The following is a 16,085-nucleotide window of genomic DNA, read 5'->3' on the forward strand; positions in this document are numbered from 1 at the left end:
TACCGTAAAAATCCGGTCTTGCAGTTAACTTATCACCCCACTGCTAGATGCAGTTATCTTTCTCAGATGTAGCTTTTTGCTGGTTTACTCATGGTGGTAATCAATTCAGGAATAGTCTGATTTAAATTACCAGCACCTAAAAACAGTGCTAAATCTCCTGAACGCAGGTTTTCCAGTAAAAATTCACTAACTAAAGGTAAATTTGGTTGATAAACTACTTGAGGGTTGTGTTTACTAATTGCAGTGGCTAAATCTTCTCCACTGACTTGACCCAAATCAGGTTCACCAGCACTGTAAATATCAGTTAGCACAACCAGATCAGCATGAGCAAAAGACTCAGCAAACTCTTCTAAAAACGTTAATGTCCGAGTATAACGATGGGGTTGAAAAATAGCCACTACCCTTTGTCCAGGTCTAGATTGAAGATTAGCTGCGGCTAGAGTAGCACGAATTTCACTAGGATGATGGGCATAGTCATCAATAAAAGTCACCCCAGCAGCTTCACCTCGGAACTCAAACCTTCGTCTTGCACCTTCAAAAGTCGCAAGACCTTCAGCAATTTGCCCAAATTCTAAGCCTAAGAATCTACCCACCGCCACTGCTGCTAAGGAATTGCTCAGGTTATGACGACCCAATAGCTGTAAATTTAATACACCTAAAGCTTGACCTTTTTCCCACACCAAAGCTGTTGTCCCATCCGCCCGATAATTGACATTACTAACGGTATAGTCAGCACCTTGATCTGGGTCAAGACTATAGCTAATACTTGGTTTCAAGCGATGGCGCACTGTGTCACAATCAATGCTCCCTACCAAGGTTTTGCAACCTCGAGCAAAGGTTTGAAAGGTATCAACTACTTCTTCTAAAGTCTCGTAATGATCAGGATGATCTAATTCAATATTAGTGATAATTCCAATCTCAGGAGCGTGTTTCACCAAAGAACCATCAGACTCATCAGCCTCTGCTACTAAATAACGGCTTTCCCCCATTCTCGCATTACCTTCCCAAGCTTTGACTTCCCCACCAACCAAAATCGTCGGATCAAGTCCAGCTTGCAATAGCATATAACCAATCATGCTACTGGTGGTGGTTTTCCCATGAGTGCCTGCTACAGCAATACTGTAATAATCAGCAATTAAAGCAGCTAGAACATCAGAACGATGCAAAATCGGGCAACCTAATTCCAAAGCAGCTTTATATTCCAAATTATTCGCATTAATAGCTGTGGAACAAATCACCTGCGGCAAATTGGTTTTTGCTCTAGTTAATAATACCTCATCACTAGCTACTTGAGGCAGAAAAAACTCCAGATTGTTGGCTTCTTGTTTACTAAAAATGTGAACACCCAGAGATTCTAATTTGTGCGTAATATGATTAGGACGCGAATCTGAACCAGATACTGGTAATTGACGTTTGGTTAAAACATAAGCCAAAGCAGACATTCCGATACCTCCAACGCCAATGAAATGAAATGGTCTGCCACTAAAATCTATAGAATTACTCATTTTATTCTCCTCTTACACCACACCAGAACCATATCAGACACGCGGATCATAACAGGATTCTGATTTTTACAGAAACTAACTATCCCATCCAAAATATTCATTCCTGTTGAATGATTAAATTTTGACTTTGGTTTTGGTTTTGTCTCCTAAGCCAAATGATCCCCCATCCGAACATTTTGACCAATTCTAATCTGCTCATAAGATTATTCTGAAAATTTCTGCTACATCGGGAAAGAAAATTGTGTAAATTTAAATACATTTTATTGTGTCTTTTTTAAAACTAAGTAAAATAGCTTGAAGCACAGCAACTTGCATCACTTGCCTAAAGCCTCTGTCGGAATTGACTACAATATTACATTGGTAGTGCAACTATTATTCAATTTAGAGAAATCATCATTAGTCATTAGTCATAAGTCAGAAATCTACCAGCCGCTCCCTCACCTCCAACAATTTATAAATAAATTCTGTAATTTTTTGTGAATCTAAAACTTTATCGTTATAAACAGATTCCCCCTTTGCGATATGATTATGGTCAACGATATCAACTTATAGGCATAAATACAGAGGGGAACACACTGTGATTAGAGTTGCAATTAACGGTTTCGGGCGCATTGGACGCAACTTTGCACGCTGCTGGGTGGGCAGAGAAAATAGCAAGATCGAATTGGTTGCTATTAATGACACATCTGATCCCAGAACTAATGCTCACCTGCTTAGATATGACTCTATGCTAGGCAAATTACAAGGTGTGGACATTGCCGCTGATGATAATTCCATCACTCTTAATGGTAAAACCATTAAATGTGTATCTGATCGCAACCCAGATAACTTACCCTGGAAAGAATGGGAAATTGACCTGATTATCGAATCAACAGGGGTTTTTACCAGCAAAGAAGGGGCAATGAGGCACGTAAATGCTGGAGCTAAAAAGGTTTTGATTACCGCCCCTGGCAAAAATGAAGATGGTACTTTTGTCGTCGGTGTCAATCATCATGATTATGACCACAACATCCATAACATCATCAGTAATGCTAGTTGTACAACCAACTGTTTGGCTCCCATCGCTAAGGTATTAGATGAAAAATTTGGTATCATCAAAGGCGTAATGACTACTACCCACAGCTACACAGGTGATCAGCGTTTATTAGACGCTTCTCACCGTGATTTGCGTCGGGCAAGAGCAGCAGCTATCAATATTGTACCCACCTCCACTGGTGCTGCAAAAGCGGTGGCTTTGGTTCTTCCTCAATTGAAGGGTAAGCTCAATGGTGTGGCTTTGCGCGTACCTACCCCTAACGTTTCTATGGTGGATTTTGTAGTTCAAACTGAGAAGCGCACCATTGCTGAAGAAGTTAACCAAGCTCTTAAAGCTGCCGCTGAAGGTCCTCTAAAAGGCATTTTGGGTTACAGCGAATTGGAACTTGTCTCTTCTGACTATCAAGGTACAGACGAATCTTCTATTGTTGATGCCAATTTGACTATCGTTATGGGCAGTGACATCGTGAAAGTCATGGCATGGTATGACAATGAGTGGGGTTATAGCCAACGTGTTCTCGATTTGGCTGAGTTAGTAGCTGAAAAATGGGTTTAATTTAGGTGACAGGGAACAGGGAACTCTTAACAGGGAACAGGGAACAGGCCAGAGGTGACAGGCCAGAGGTGACAGGCCAGAGGTGACAGGCCAGAGGTGACAGGTGACAGGCCAGAGGTGATAGTTGACAGGCCAGAGGTGACAGGCCAGAGGTGACAGGTGAGAGGGAACTCTTAACAGGGAACAGGCGCTACGCCACGGGGACAGAGAAAAAAGCAAATTACCTATTACCTATTACCTATTACCTATTCCCTATTACCTATTACCTATTACCTATTCCCTATTCCCTATTCCCTAACTAATTAAAAATGTTGAAATCCCTGACTGAGGTTAAGAACTCGGTCGGGTATTTCTCCTTTTTGATCTTCTAAAATTACTTTTGAGCCTGGGGTAATTTTACCGATTATTGCCGCACCATTTCCCAGTTGTTCTACCAATTTTAATGCCGGTTCTATTGGTAAACACAGGACTAATTCAAAATCTTCCCCACCATAAAGGGCATATTCTAAGCATTTCTCCTCAGTTAACCATCCTCCAAAGGCTGCTGGTAATGGTATTTTACTGGATTCTATCACTGCACCGACCTGACTGGCTCGACAAATTTGTAATATTGCATCTGCTAAACCGTCACTGCTATCCATACCAGCAACGGTAATTTGAGATTTGAGATTTGGGATTTTGCATTGGGATTCTACAATTTCCCACAAAATAGGTAAGACATCTAACCGGGGGTTGGGACGCTGGTGGGCGGTAATTAAAGCCGTCTTGGCTTCAGCTTTGAGATTTTGACCTATTTCGGGATGTAAAAGTAATTCTAAGCCCCCACGGGACGCTCCATGTACCCCTGTCAGGACAATAGCATCTTCTACCTGAGCAGTGCCACGACGAATAATCAAATTAGGGTGAGCTTGACCAAATGCCGTAATAGCTAAAGTAGTAATAGGCGATCGCACAATATCACCACCAACTATGGGAATATGATACTTTGCCAAGCATTCTGTCATGCCCGCATATAATCCCTCAACCCAACTTACAGTTACATTTCCGGGTAAACCCAATCCCACAGTTATCCCCATGGGAGTTGCCCCCATTGCTGCTAAATCAGATAAATTCGCCGCCGCAGCCCGCCAACCAGCATCCTGAGCAGAGGTGGTAACATCACTAAAATGCACGCCGTCAACGAGCATATCAGTGGTAACTATTAAACATTTATCAGACTCCGTTACTAATACTGCCCCATCATCACCAATCATACCTGGTGGACAAAAGCGTTGTAATCTTTCTAAAAGACCTTGTTCACCAATATCTCGAATTTGCAGGGAAGATAAATCACTATTCATAATTTTACTATTTTGGATTTTCGATTTACGATTGTTAAATATTGATCAATTCAATATTGATCAAATAATGTCAGATTTTATTTAGCCTTAATGATGATAATTTAGACTAAATTAGAAATTACTTCCAGGAAATTTTTCAAAATTATAGACACATTATCACTTCTCCAAACAGCAACAAGTTCTAATAATGGGGATTTTCCTTGTATAGAACGATAGATTACACCATGTCGTTGCAAATTTTGTACATTTGCTGGAAGTAGCGAAATTCCCATTCCACCCGCAACTAAACTGAGAACAGTTGATATCCATGCAGCTTCTTGTTTAACTTTTGGCTGAAAACCTGCATCCAGACAAAGATCATTAATTTGCTCACGCAAATTATATAACAGGTTATTTGGTGGAAGAATAAACTGATCATTTGCTAGTGCTGCAAGTGAAATACTAGTTCGTCTTGCAAAACGATGGTTTTCAGGTAAAACAATGACTAGGGATTCCTGAAGAACAGGGATAGAAGTCAAAACATGATCATTATCGTTATTAATAATATGCAAATTATGGAGGTGAAAGAAACCTAAATCAAGTTTTTGGTTTCGCAATTTGTCAATTTGCTCATAAGAAGCTAACTCCTGTAGTACCAATTCTACTTCTGGAAATTTATCATGAAATGCTCTGAGAATGTCGGTTAGTTTACTATTAGCAATGGAGGTATTGATTCCTATATTTAATCTTCCTTTTTCACCCCGACTTAATCGTTGACCTAATTCAATTGATTGTTCAATCTGATGGAGAATTTGACGGGCTGCTTGCAAAAACTCATTGCCAGCATCTGTTAATTTTAATGGGCGCTGGTGACGATCAAATATTTGAAATCCAATTTTTTTCTCCAGCCATTTTATTTGCTTACTCAGAAATCCCTGATCAATTTCCAGATATGCAGCAGCGTTGGTAAATCCCTGCTTATCATTAACAGCGATCGCATAATTGAGATGACGTATTTCTATTTCATCCCAATTAGACCTGATATGATAGGGGTGTGTGCTGTTAGTCATCATGGTTAAAAATTCTTGTTTTTTCAGCATTATGATATTTTAGTCATGGAATGTTGCATAAATAAGGTGATTGTATCATGGTTTTCTCGGATATATTCAGAACAACACAACCACTTGTCACTGGAGAACCAAAAATGAAGTATGATCATCAACTCAGTCGGGTGTTAATTGTCGGTGGAACTCACGGGAATGAGTTTACTGGAGTATACTTAATTAAAAAGTTTGAGCAATTCCCGCAATTAATTAATAGATCCAGTTTTGAAACACTGACTTTGTTGGCTAATCCTCAAGCCTTTACAGCAGTAAGACGATACATCAACAAAGATTTGAATCGCTGCTTCCTGCGCCACAATTTAGAAGATTTAACACTATCTAGTTATGAGGATTTACGAGCTAGAGAGATTAACTATCTGTTTGGAAAAAATGGTAAAACTCCTGTTGATTTTATCGTTGATTTACATAGTACCACTGCTAATATGGGCATAACCATAATTGTAGATAATGATGAACCATTCAATTTGCAATTAGCCGCTTATCTTAATTATATTAATCCTGCAATCAAGGTTTGTAATTTGGGAAACTCTGGTCGCAGTCATGATTCACTGCGATCGCTTGGCAGATTTGGAATTTGTATTGAGGTGGGATCTGTTCCTCAAGGTGTTTTAAATGCAGAGTTTTTTCTGAAAACTGAAGCCATAATATACACAATTTTAGATTATTTGGAACTGTACAACCAGGAAAAAGTTCCATCTTTTTCAAATAACCTAATCTGCTATGAATATCTAGAAAAAATTGATTATCCGAGAAACGAACAGGGAGAAATTCAAGCTATGATCCATCCTCATCTTCAGTTTCAAGATTATGAAGTTTTACATCCCGGTGATCCTATGTTTTTAACATTTGATGGTCAGATAATTAGCTATCAAGGAAACTCTACGGTTTATCCTGTCTTTATCAATGAAGCTGCTTATTACGAGAAAGGTACTGCTATGTGTTTTACAGAAAAGCATCAAATCACAATTTAGAAAAAGTTTGAAAGGATTAATTCAGGAGTTAACAAATCTGTCTAAATCTCCAGGTTGTTCTGGATGCGTCACACTTTTATTATTTATTTGTTACATAATGTGGTGGTCACCAATTAGTATTTCTGATACTATCACTTGTCACCGAGTAAAGCAGGGATATGTGAATTGTCGGCTAGAACATAGTAGTTTGTCTGCATTTTGGTCTAATTCAATTACCGAGTTCCAGCTTTTAGATACTCAGGTTGAGACCCCATATAATTCGGAAGGATGTCAGATATCAACGCTATACTTAAAAACTAACCAAGAACGCATCAAATTTTCTGATTACTCTTGTAACAATCACCTGGTAAATATTGATGCTACAATCCATCTAAAACTTTAGCTGGACAGGAAAGATTTCTCAAGCTTTTTGTGTCTTTACCTTTTGATGATGCTGCTGCTAGTATTTTTGGGCGCATTAGGGCGGAATTAGCTGCTAGTGGTACGCCAATTGGTCCCTATGATTTACAAATTGCAGCTATTGCGATCGCAAATAATTTGATTTTGGTGACGCATAATGTCAAGGAATTTAGCCGGGTAAATGGTTTACAGTTTGAAGGTTGGGAAGTTTAATTTTAATTTGCTTATATTAAAAATATAAATGGCTCTACCGATACCTTGATGATATTTTCGGTAAAATATCCCTAAAAACCTTACACTGACTGGATTTGAGGTTTTAATATTTATATTTTCAAAAATAGGTGATTCCTACAGAGCGCAACGCTTACGCATATTAATTTAGATCAAACCCACAAATTTTAAAACGATTAGGAGAACCCATGATAGCTTAATTTATCTGCACCTGGTTTCAATATCTAGTTATGCCAAATCATGTTCCAATTAGAGTATATTAAAAAACAGTTGTCTTTTTAGTTTCCCAAATGAGCGACACCAAAAGAATAGACACAAACGCCTATGTGACAGTACAAGGGCAATATGCTGTAGTCAATGAAGGTTCTGGCTATGCCATTATCACTACTCACACAAAACAGGTAATTGCCCGCAATATCTCATCTTTCTTGGACTGCGTAAAAACTCTAGAGTATATCTTTAGTAATGCTGAGTCTCAAAATTCAGATCCAATCCAAACTTCTGCTTTTATTTATGAACCAGACACTCCTCCTAAATCAGTTCAGGAAAAAATTAATTATGAACCTAAAAAACTAGATGAACTAGATTTTGCTCTTATCAGAAGTCTAGCCTCGTATTTTGAAGAAATGAATGGTAAAATCCGCCATTACCGTAAAGATCATAATGCTTCAGAAGCAGAAGCAGATGTAATAGCGAGTTATTACCTCAAGACTGCTGGTATTATTAGGGGTGTTAAAACTGAAAAAGATTTGGTAGAACTGATCCAATATATAGAAAACCTCAAGGAAAAGGTTAGTATATACCAGCATAAAGATTATAACTATCGTTGGTCTACAAGTTTAGAAAAAAAGGTTCTAGCTAAATTAAGGAAAATAATGGATAGACTCAAAAATTAATTGAAAGACGTTATTACTACTAACCGCAAGCGGAAAGAGCTAAAGTCGCTTTGAGAAAGTAGAGATGTTTACCAAATTCAAACATCCCTACCTTTTGATTTTAATCTTTTATGAAACTGCTTGCGGCTGAACTAAATTTTCCACACCTTGAATAACAGTCGCAGATTCAATTTTGTCACCAGCTTTGAGTTTATCTAAAATCTCTCTCCCTTCAGTCAGATAACCAAATACAGCATAACGACCATCTAAAAGATTACGTCCTGCGGGGGTAAGTTCTGGTTCAAACAGAAAGAAGAAAACTTGAGAAGAACCACCATTAGGTTCATTTTCTGGCCGGGCCATAACTAAAGCGCCAAAAGAAGAAAAAGGTAAAACTGGCATATCTAAATAACGTCCAGATTCTTCGAGCGTAATACCGTAGGTTGGTTCTTTTTCACCTTGGACTAAAATCTCTAAAGGAATAGCCCGATATTTGCTAGTTTCCGGGTCAATAAAACCAACTTCTTGACCAACAGGATCTCCAGTTTGTAAAAAGTAAGATTCTTCCGAACGGGTAAATTCTAAACCATTATAAAAACCGCGTTGTACTAAATCTACAAAATTACCAGCAGTGACAGGGGCGCTATAGCCATCTACCACTACGGTAAGATCGCCTTTATTAGTTTTAAAAGCAATGGTAGCGCGTCCTTTGAGTTGGGGTAAATTACTGTACTCAGCCGGAACTGCAAAGGGAAATTCCTTGACCATTGATTCTTCTAACAAGCTGACAAGATCGAGTAATTTGGCTCTTCCCTCAAGAACTGCTTCCTTTCGCTTAGTTTTAACTATTTCTTGCAGTTCTGTTATCCCAGATTTCAATTCAGTCATCCAAGCTTGAGCTTGAGCTTGGCGTTCTTCCGGAATACTTGCTAATATTTGGGAAGGTTTATCGAGTATCCGCGATGCTTGCTTGAGATCATTATTAACCGCGCTCCACCGCTTATTCGCTCGCAGTTGGTTAGAAATGTCTTCTAAACTGGCTTGTAGTTTACGTACAGGTTGATTATCTATCGGGAGTGCATAGCGTAACAAGGCCTTTCCGTCGGTAATTGCGTTTCCCGCTGGTAAGCCGGCGTTACTAGTGGGAGTCCACCCAGCCGTACTTATGCCTAAAAATATTGTTATTAACAATATTAGTTTGAGACTGTTCTTCACCCAGGACTTTAATAAGTTCAACATCAAATTTCTCTTTCTTTAGTATCAAAGTGTTGATTGGAAGTAACTTATTGATTATCTTCCCACATTGGGAGTCTGGAGATTGAAGACAGTGGGGAAGCAAAAGAATTAGGTGAAGCACAGGAGTTGCAGGGGAGAATTTACCATGACCCATGACCTCTTCTTGAATAACTAACCATTAATGACCCTAGAAGGGTACAATGAATGCCGATTGTCTTGCAAAATTTGAAAGTTTCATGATCTCTAGTAACGACTTTCGACCTGGTGTTTCAATTGTATTAGATGGTTCGGTCTGGCGCGTGATAGATTTTCTTCATGTTAAGCCAGGTAAGGGTTCTGCTTTCGTGCGGACAACCCTGAAAAATGTCCAAACTGGGAAACAATTAGAAAAAACTTTTCGGGCTGGGGAAACTGTCCCCCAGGCTACTCTGGAAAAGGTAACGATGCAACATACCTATAAAGAAGGTGATGAGTTTATCTTTATGGATATGGAGACTTATGAAGAAGGTAGATTAACTTCAGCGCAAATTGGCGATCGCGTCAAGTACCTCAAAGATGGTATGGAAGTGAATGTGATTCGCTGGGGCGAACAGGTGCTAGAAGTTGAACTACCTAATTCTGTAGTCTTGGAAATTGTGCAAACAGATCCTGGTGTTAAGGGTGATACTGCTACAGGTGGTACTAAACCTGCAATTCTAGAAACTGGAGCAACTATCATGGTTCCCTTGTTTATTGCTCAAGGGGAGCGCATCAAGATTGATACCAGAGAAGATAAGTATTTAGGCAGGGAATAATTTTCCTATTTTTTTGATACCAACTGGGAGTAGTGAAGACTAAAACCCTTGGTAATCATGATTTGAATCCCTTTTTTATAGAGGGATTAAATCCCTGCCTTACTTAGAATTTTAATTTAACGGTTAGGTCGAGGTAAAATAATTGTGACATTAGACTTTAATGAAATCCGCCAACTACTGGTAACTATTGCCCAAACTGATATTGCGGAAGTTACACTCAAAAATAATGAGTTTGAATTAACGGTACGCAAAGCTATCAGTTTTAGCAATAATGCCCAAGGAATAGTTAGTGGTGTGGTGAGTGCTGGTGTAACCCATTTGGGATCTACAACTTCACCAGAAATGGTCATAAATAAAGTTGTGGATAATTCCATAATTCAACCTGTTGTTTCTCCTTCACCCATTAATCAAAAATTGGTTGACGTATTATCTCCTATGGTGGGGACATTTTACCGCGCCCCAGCACCAGGAGAAAGTCCCTTTGTGGAAGTGGGCGATCGCGTCAAATCTAGTCAAAGTGTGTGTATTATTGAAGCAATGAAGCTTATGAACGAAATTGAAGCCGAAGTCTCTGGACAGGTGATGGAAATTTTAGTTCAAAATGGTGAACCAGTAGAATATGGTCAACCTTTGATGAGAATTAACCCCGATTAATTATTAAATAGGGAACAGGGAACAGGGAACAGGGAACTCTTAACTGGGAACAGGGAACAGGGAAACTGACTAAAGGGGATAATTTTTCTGAAAACTTTCCCGGGTGAGTGGTTGTTCTAATTCCACACCTTCACCACCTAAAACCTCCAAGGGTTTACCGTTGACTTCAATGTAAACTTTAGCTTGAGGGTTTAAACTAGTAGCAGTATATACAACTTGTCCAATTCTTCCGATCATGGAACTGCTACCGCCACCAGTGGTAAAGTTTTCAGATAAGTTGACGTGAACATCATTATTTTCGGCTTTGAGTCCCAGTAGTTTGGTCCCCTGGGGAATAGTAGTAGAGTCTGTTCCTTGAGGAGGTCCGGCTAATAAAGTTTTAAATGCTGTTTCTAAAACTTGGTCCGGTTGGGTAGCAGCAATTTTCAGAGGTTGGGGAACTAAATCAAAACGATTTTCCTTAGACCTGAGCCAATATATATTAGCAGTTTGTTCATTACCCTGTTGGCTGTTCGATTCCTGTATTGGCTTTTTAATGATTTCCGAGGGGTTGGTAGGTGTGGGAGTATTGGCGCTCTGGGAAGAAAACCAAGCTACTCCACCGCTTACCGCTACCACTGCTACCGAAATGGCTGCTACTAGACCGGAAGAAATACTGTTAGTTCTTTGTTGGTCATTCATATCTAAAACCTAGTTGACTAAGGACTGAAATAGTATTCGTAATATAAGTATATAAGTAGCCTGTTTATAGAGGTTATATCTCTGGTACAAATCTTTGGCTTTGATTTATACATAAACTACTCTTGCTGGTTTTGCCCCTTTTCACTCCAATTGTAGAGTTATCCTTTGGGGTCTGTCACCTATCTCTTGATCTAAATTCCATGATTTCTTGAAAAAAGATTTAAATTAAAATTGGGCAAAATGTGGTAAGTAGGTTGGCGTGAAAAATTGTCGTTATGACAAGGGAACAGGGAACTCTTAACTGGGAACAGGGAACTCTTAACTGGGAACAGGGAACAGGGAAGAGGTTTTGAGCAACTTTACTTTTCGTTACTTGTGTCGGTTTTTTCCGTTCACTTACTTGTACAAGTCAGTTGGTGATAAATATTAGTTATTTTACCAGATGAAAAAGTATAATTTATGTTTTTTTCACCCAGGGGCGCAGAGGCGCGGAGGGTAAGAGTTAGGGTAAAAGTTTAAGAAATGTAATTTTTGCAGGTTTCCTGAAAAATAAGTTGATTAGTTATAGTATAATTCATGAATCCCTCTGATGTGGTGGCTATGGTTGTTACTGCTTCGACCTGCAAGATTACCTGGGAACTCTTACCTGAAGATTTTGTTTTAGAAGATGAACCTGTGGATAATGTCAATCAACCCTCTTTAGCTGCGGCGCTGACCGAAAGTCTACAATTGGCGGGGAAACTACCAGAAACAGCCCTGGCTACGACTAATTATGGCATCTGTGCTACAGTTAACAACAAAATTGTGATCAAAGCACCTGATTGGGCTTATATACCGAAAATTACCGTATCTAGAGAGGAAGTACAACGTAGTTATACTCCTCACAAACAGGGTGAAATACCGATTGTGGTGATGGAATTTCTTTCGGATACAAATGGGAGTGAATATTCCAGTAAACGGACTTTTCCCCCCGGTAAATGGTTTTTTTATGAAGAAGTTTTAAAAGTTGCCAATTACCTGATTTTTGCACCTGACACGGGCATTTTGGAGGTACATCGGTTACAAAATTCGGGAAAATATGAATTACGTTCTCCTGATGAAAATAACCGTTATTGGTTAGAGGAGATGGAATTATTTATTGGTGTGTGGTCAGGAAAGCGCGAAAACCGTGATGGTTACTGGTTACGGTGGTGGGATAAACAGGGTAATTTGTTATTGTGGGGGTTTGAGTCGGTTGAGCAGGAACGACGAGAAAAGGAAGCTGCTTTACAACGTTTAGCAGAGTTGGAGAAACGATTGCGAGATGCGGGAATTGAAGTTTAAACTAAGTAGGTGAACGGAAAAAAAACCGACATAAGTAACGAAAAGTAAAGTTGCCCAAAACCGTTCGGCTGACGCTCACGGCGAAGCCTCTTCCCTGTTCCCAGTTAAGAGTTCCCAGTTAAGAGTTCCCTTGTCATAACGACAATTTTTAACGCCCACCTACTTAGATTCTGTTTCCAAGGATAATCCTCAAAAAAAATTTTTAGATCGCTTCGTTCCACTACCCTCTCAAGGGTAAAAGAAGAAGAGCAAAGAGCAAAAGCGCAAGAGTGCAAAGGGCTACTAAGTCCACGCAGCACCACAGACAACACGAAAACCAATATTGACGTAGATGTAGCCGCGCACGTCCCCATAGTTGACGTCGCGAGACGCAGAACGGCAGTCTTGAGGATCGTAGACCCAAGACCCGCCCCGCAGCAACTTTATATCACCGCTTCGACTTGTCCAAGCTCCACCATCTTTAGGCGCATCTATATAATTATCATGCCAATCGTCTTGACACCATTCCCAGACATTGCCGTGCATATCGTATAATCCAAAAGCATTAGGGGGAAAACTACCTACATCTGTTGTTCGTTCAAGATATTTACCTTTTGGCTCAGAAGCATAAGTGTCAGTTCCATCATAATTAGCTAACTCAGTTGTAATCGTTTCCCCAAAATGAAAGGGTGTAGTCGTCCCCGCACGACAAGCATATTCCCATTCTGCTTCGCTGGGTAGACGATATTCCCGTCCTGTCTTTTGACTCAACTTTTGACAAAACTCTACAGCATCATTCCAAGATACTTGTTCCACAGGACGTTTTGCTCCTGAGAAACTAGAGGGATTGTTACCCATGATTTGTTGGTACTGTTCTTGAGTCACAACAAATTTACCCATAGAAAAACCAGGTACATTTACCTGATGTTGTGGACTTTCACTTTCACGCCGACCTTTTTCTGATGCTGGTGAACCCATCATAAAAGAACCACCAGGGATTTGTACCATTTCCAGGGTGATACCATTACCTAAATCTTCTTTAAAATATTTAGCTTGATGATTCTCTTGATTAACTATTTTTCCTGTTTTGTCAACTGTTACCGTTTCAAACTCAAATGTTAATAATTTAGGTTGTACCTGAAAAATCTGACTAAATACAACAGTGGTAACTAAACCTGTTCCTCCTAAACCAGCATAAATTAAAAATTGTCTGCGTTTTATGGGAGGTGGGTTTGACCCTGAAGAATTTCCAGATGGTTTTCTATTTTCCCCCTGAAGTTTTTGATATTCAGCTTCTTCTGACATAAAACTTACTACCTGTATGGGTATGAAAATAAATTACCACAAGTCGTCATATTTATCAAAGGGCGGGCAAGATGCCCACCCCACAAGGTTTGAGTCTTGACTTGATATGGCGGGCAAGATGCCCACCCCACAAGGTTTGAGTCTTAACCTGCTATTGCGTCCTTAATCCATTGTTGTAATGTATTAACGACTTCTTCAATGGCTATTTCTTGAGATTCACGAGTTGCGCGTTTGACTATTTCGACTTTACCATTTGTAATGGCGCGACCGGTGACAATTCTGAAGGGAATACCAATTAAATCCGCATCTTTGAATTTAACACCCGCTCGTTCATCTCTATCATCTAATAAGGTTTCTACTCCTGCTTGATTAAGTTCTGTGTAAAGTTTTTCAGCAACGGCGATTTGTTGGGCATCTTTAATGTTAGGAATTGTGATAATGGCGTGATAGGGGGCGATCGCTATTGGCCAAATTATGCCATCTTGATCATAGGATTGTTCTACCGCTGATTGTGCTAACCGTGACACACCCACACCATAACAACCCATCACTAAAGGCTTTTCTTCCCCTTGTTCATTGGTATAAGTTGCACCCATGGCTTGAGAGTATTTTGTACCGAGTTGGAAGATGTGACCAGCTTCGATACCTCTAGCTGTTTGTAGGCTTTGGTTTGGGTCATGCACAGAGCGATCGCCTGGTCTAGCCTTACGAACATCTACGGTTATTGCAGGTAATGTAAATTGCTCACCCCAATTTGCACCAACCACGTGGAAACCGCCAGTATTAGCACCAGTGACAAAGTTCTTTAACTCCACAGCAGTTTTATCTACCAACCGGACAAACTGAGAATTTACCTGTTTATTAACCCCAATATAATCATCACTAATATCTGGAGCGATATAACCTAAAGGTAAAGATTTAGCTTGCCATGTTGCTTGCGCTTCAACATTTGGTACAGTTAAAGTCAGAATCGTTTTAGCACCAAATCCAGGAGCTAATTTAGTTAATTCATTTTGTAACTTAACTTCATTAATTTCCTGATCTCCACGAATACTAATCAAAACCAAAACCGTTAAACCATTATCATAAACAGTTTGATATAAAACGTTTTTGACCACTTGAGTAGGAGAACATTTCAAGAAACTACAAAGTTTTTCAATAGTATCAGTTCCCGGAGTTTCCCGTTGCTCGTAACTTGTAAAAGGTGAAATTTCCGCTGCTGCTGGTAAAGAAACCGCTTTTTCTACATTGGCTGCATATTTACCATCTTGAGTATAGAGAACCTCGTCTTCTCCTGCATCTGCTAACACCATAAACTCCGTCGAACCAGAACCACCAATAGCGCCAGAATCAGCTTCCACAGCCCGAAAAGCTAAACCAGAACGCCGCAACATATTACTATAAGCAGTATACATTTCCCGGTAAGTTTTCTGCAAACTTTCCTCATCAGCATGAAAAGAATAACCATCCTTCATAATAAATTCTCGTCCGCGCATTAAACCAAACCGGGGACGAATTTCATCACGAAATTTAGTTTGGATTTGATATAAATGTACAGGTAATTGACGATATGAACGAATCATATCACGAGCAACAGTAGTAATTACTTCCTCATGAGTTGGACCTAATCCTAATTGTTGTTCTCTTCTATCAACCAAAGAAAACATAATTCCTTCAGCCTTAGTATAAGTATCCCATCTTCCCGACTCTTGCCATAATTCCGCCGGTTGTAACTGCGGTAATAAACATTCTTGTGCGCCAGTAGCATTCATTTCTTCGCGCACAATTTGAGAAACCTTTTGCAAAACTCGCCACATTAGGGGAAGATAAGCATAAATCCCACTACCAATGCGACGGATATAACCAGCACGGAGTAGTAATTTATGGCTAGGGATTTCCGCATCAGCCGGATCATCTCTTAGTGTAACAAATAACATTTGTGATAACCGCATTCTTTTTACCTTTACCTTTACTTACTAATTTTTCAAATCAGTGAAAATCCACCCCAGATACAGAAGGACTTTTAAGCATTTTTTGGTCACCATGGCGTAGCACCTGTCACCTGTTCCCTGTCACCTGTCACCTGCTATAACTTGAG

General features: G+C 39.6%; 12 protein-coding genes and 2 pseudogenes. 7 read left to right on the plus strand and 7 right to left on the minus strand.

The window, feature by feature from the left end:
- Positions 1 to 62: 62 nt before the first annotated feature.
- Positions 63 to 1,505 carry a UDP-N-acetylmuramate--L-alanine ligase gene (murC, locus tag FFO06_RS05385; protein WP_137907104.1) on the minus strand — a complete coding sequence of 481 codons (1,443 nt, stop codon included), beginning with the start codon at positions 1,503 to 1,505 and terminating at the stop codon, positions 63 to 65.
- A 577-nt stretch (positions 1,506 to 2,082) separates the two neighbouring features.
- Between murC and FFO06_RS05390 the strand changes: the two genes are divergently transcribed.
- Positions 2,083 to 3,096: a type I glyceraldehyde-3-phosphate dehydrogenase gene (locus FFO06_RS05390; protein ID WP_137907105.1), complete on the plus strand. Its 1,014-nt coding sequence runs from the start codon at positions 2,083 to 2,085 to the stop codon at positions 3,094 to 3,096.
- Positions 3,097 to 3,398: 302 nt separating this feature from the next.
- Here FFO06_RS05390 and thiL read toward each other — a convergent pair whose 3' ends face one another.
- Positions 3,399 to 4,436, minus strand: a complete 1,038-nt coding sequence (gene thiL / locus FFO06_RS05395) for a thiamine-phosphate kinase (protein WP_137907106.1) — start codon at positions 4,434 to 4,436, stop codon at positions 3,399 to 3,401.
- 101 nt (positions 4,437 to 4,537) lie between these two features.
- On the minus strand, positions 4,538 to 5,515 hold the full coding sequence (locus FFO06_RS05400; RefSeq protein WP_236097072.1) for a LysR family transcriptional regulator: 978 nt from the start codon (positions 5,513 to 5,515) through the stop codon (positions 4,538 to 4,540).
- 104 nt (positions 5,516 to 5,619) lie between these two features.
- Between FFO06_RS05400 and FFO06_RS05405 the strand changes: the two genes are divergently transcribed.
- From FFO06_RS05405 to FFO06_RS05415, 3 genes and pseudogenes are all read left to right on the plus strand, one after another.
- Positions 5,620 to 6,510 carry an aspartoacylase gene (locus FFO06_RS05405; protein WP_137907141.1) on the plus strand — a complete coding sequence of 297 codons (891 nt, stop codon included), beginning with the start codon at positions 5,620 to 5,622 and terminating at the stop codon, positions 6,508 to 6,510.
- 363 nt (positions 6,511 to 6,873) lie between these two features.
- A pseudogene (locus FFO06_RS05410) lies at positions 6,874 to 7,122 on the plus strand (PIN domain-containing protein); the annotation flags it as partial.
- Between the two features lie 308 nt (positions 7,123 to 7,430).
- Positions 7,431 to 8,036 carry a hypothetical protein gene (locus FFO06_RS05415; protein ID WP_137907107.1) on the plus strand — a complete coding sequence of 202 codons (606 nt, stop codon included), beginning with the start codon at positions 7,431 to 7,433 and terminating at the stop codon, positions 8,034 to 8,036.
- Positions 8,037 to 8,144: 108 nt separating this feature from the next.
- Here the strand turns inward: FFO06_RS05415 and FFO06_RS05420 are convergent, their stop codons facing one another.
- A complete protein-coding gene (locus FFO06_RS05420) occupies positions 8,145 to 9,254 on the minus strand; it encodes a peptidylprolyl isomerase (RefSeq protein ID WP_137907108.1) in 1,110 nt (369 codons plus the stop codon).
- A gap of 233 nt (positions 9,255 to 9,487) precedes the next feature.
- Between FFO06_RS05420 and efp the strand changes: the two genes are divergently transcribed.
- Positions 9,488 to 10,045, plus strand: coding sequence for an elongation factor P (gene efp / locus FFO06_RS05425; RefSeq protein ID WP_137907109.1), 558 nt, complete (start codon positions 9,488 to 9,490; stop codon positions 10,043 to 10,045).
- A 144-nt stretch (positions 10,046 to 10,189) separates the two neighbouring features.
- A complete protein-coding gene (accB, locus tag FFO06_RS05430) occupies positions 10,190 to 10,699 on the plus strand; it encodes an acetyl-CoA carboxylase biotin carboxyl carrier protein (protein ID WP_137907110.1) in 510 nt (169 codons plus the stop codon).
- Positions 10,700 to 10,768: 69 nt separating this feature from the next.
- On the opposite strand, the gene FFO06_RS05435 is transcribed toward accB, so the two are convergent.
- The gene (locus FFO06_RS05435; protein WP_137907111.1) at positions 10,769 to 11,380 is read right to left on the minus strand and encodes a GerMN domain-containing protein; all 612 of its coding nucleotides are present in this window, start codon (positions 11,378 to 11,380) and stop codon (positions 10,769 to 10,771) included.
- A 600-nt stretch (positions 11,381 to 11,980) separates the two neighbouring features.
- Here FFO06_RS05435 and FFO06_RS05440 point away from each other — a divergent pair.
- Positions 11,981 to 12,703 carry a Uma2 family endonuclease gene (locus FFO06_RS05440; protein ID WP_201275430.1) on the plus strand — a complete coding sequence of 241 codons (723 nt, stop codon included), beginning with the start codon at positions 11,981 to 11,983 and terminating at the stop codon, positions 12,701 to 12,703.
- 282 nt (positions 12,704 to 12,985) lie between these two features.
- Here FFO06_RS05440 and FFO06_RS05445 read toward each other — a convergent pair.
- Positions 12,986 to 13,807 (minus strand): annotated as a pseudogene (locus FFO06_RS05445) (formylglycine-generating enzyme family protein); the annotation flags it as partial.
- A gap of 323 nt (positions 13,808 to 14,130) precedes the next feature.
- A complete protein-coding gene (locus FFO06_RS05450) occupies positions 14,131 to 15,939 on the minus strand; it encodes a proline--tRNA ligase (RefSeq protein ID WP_137907114.1) in 1,809 nt (602 codons plus the stop codon).
- Positions 15,940 to 16,085: the final 146 nt, after the last annotated feature.

The organism is Dolichospermum planctonicum (genome assembly GCF_005402965.1).
GTDB classification, from domain to species: Bacteria; Cyanobacteriota; Cyanobacteriia; order Cyanobacteriales; family Nostocaceae; genus Dolichospermum; species Dolichospermum planctonicum.

Excerpts from the sequence above, each read along its gene's own strand:
- FFO06_RS05405 (WP_137907141.1), top strand. The coding sequence starts at position 5,620 with ATGAAGTATGATCATCAACTCAGTCGGGTGTTAATTGTCGGTGGAACT.
- FFO06_RS05400 (WP_236097072.1), bottom strand. The coding sequence starts at position 5,515 with ATGCTGAAAAAACAAGAATTTTTAACCATGATGACTAACAGCACACAC.
- FFO06_RS05435 (WP_137907111.1), bottom strand. The coding sequence starts at position 11,380 with ATGAATGACCAACAAAGAACTAACAGTATTTCTTCCGGTCTAGTAGCA.
- FFO06_RS05450 (WP_137907114.1), bottom strand. The coding sequence starts at position 15,939 with ATGCGGTTATCACAAATGTTATTTGTTACACTAAGAGATGATCCGGCT.
- FFO06_RS05415 (WP_137907107.1), top strand. The coding sequence starts at position 7,431 with ATGAGCGACACCAAAAGAATAGACACAAACGCCTATGTGACAGTACAA.
- efp (WP_137907109.1), top strand. The coding sequence starts at position 9,488 with ATGATCTCTAGTAACGACTTTCGACCTGGTGTTTCAATTGTATTAGAT.
- murC (WP_137907104.1), bottom strand. The coding sequence starts at position 1,505 with ATGAGTAATTCTATAGATTTTAGTGGCAGACCATTTCATTTCATTGGC.
- FFO06_RS05440 (WP_201275430.1), top strand. The coding sequence starts at position 11,981 with ATGGTTGTTACTGCTTCGACCTGCAAGATTACCTGGGAACTCTTACCT.
- FFO06_RS05420 (WP_137907108.1), bottom strand. The coding sequence starts at position 9,254 with ATGTTGAACTTATTAAAGTCCTGGGTGAAGAACAGTCTCAAACTAATA.
- thiL (WP_137907106.1), bottom strand. The coding sequence starts at position 4,436 with ATGAATAGTGATTTATCTTCCCTGCAAATTCGAGATATTGGTGAACAA.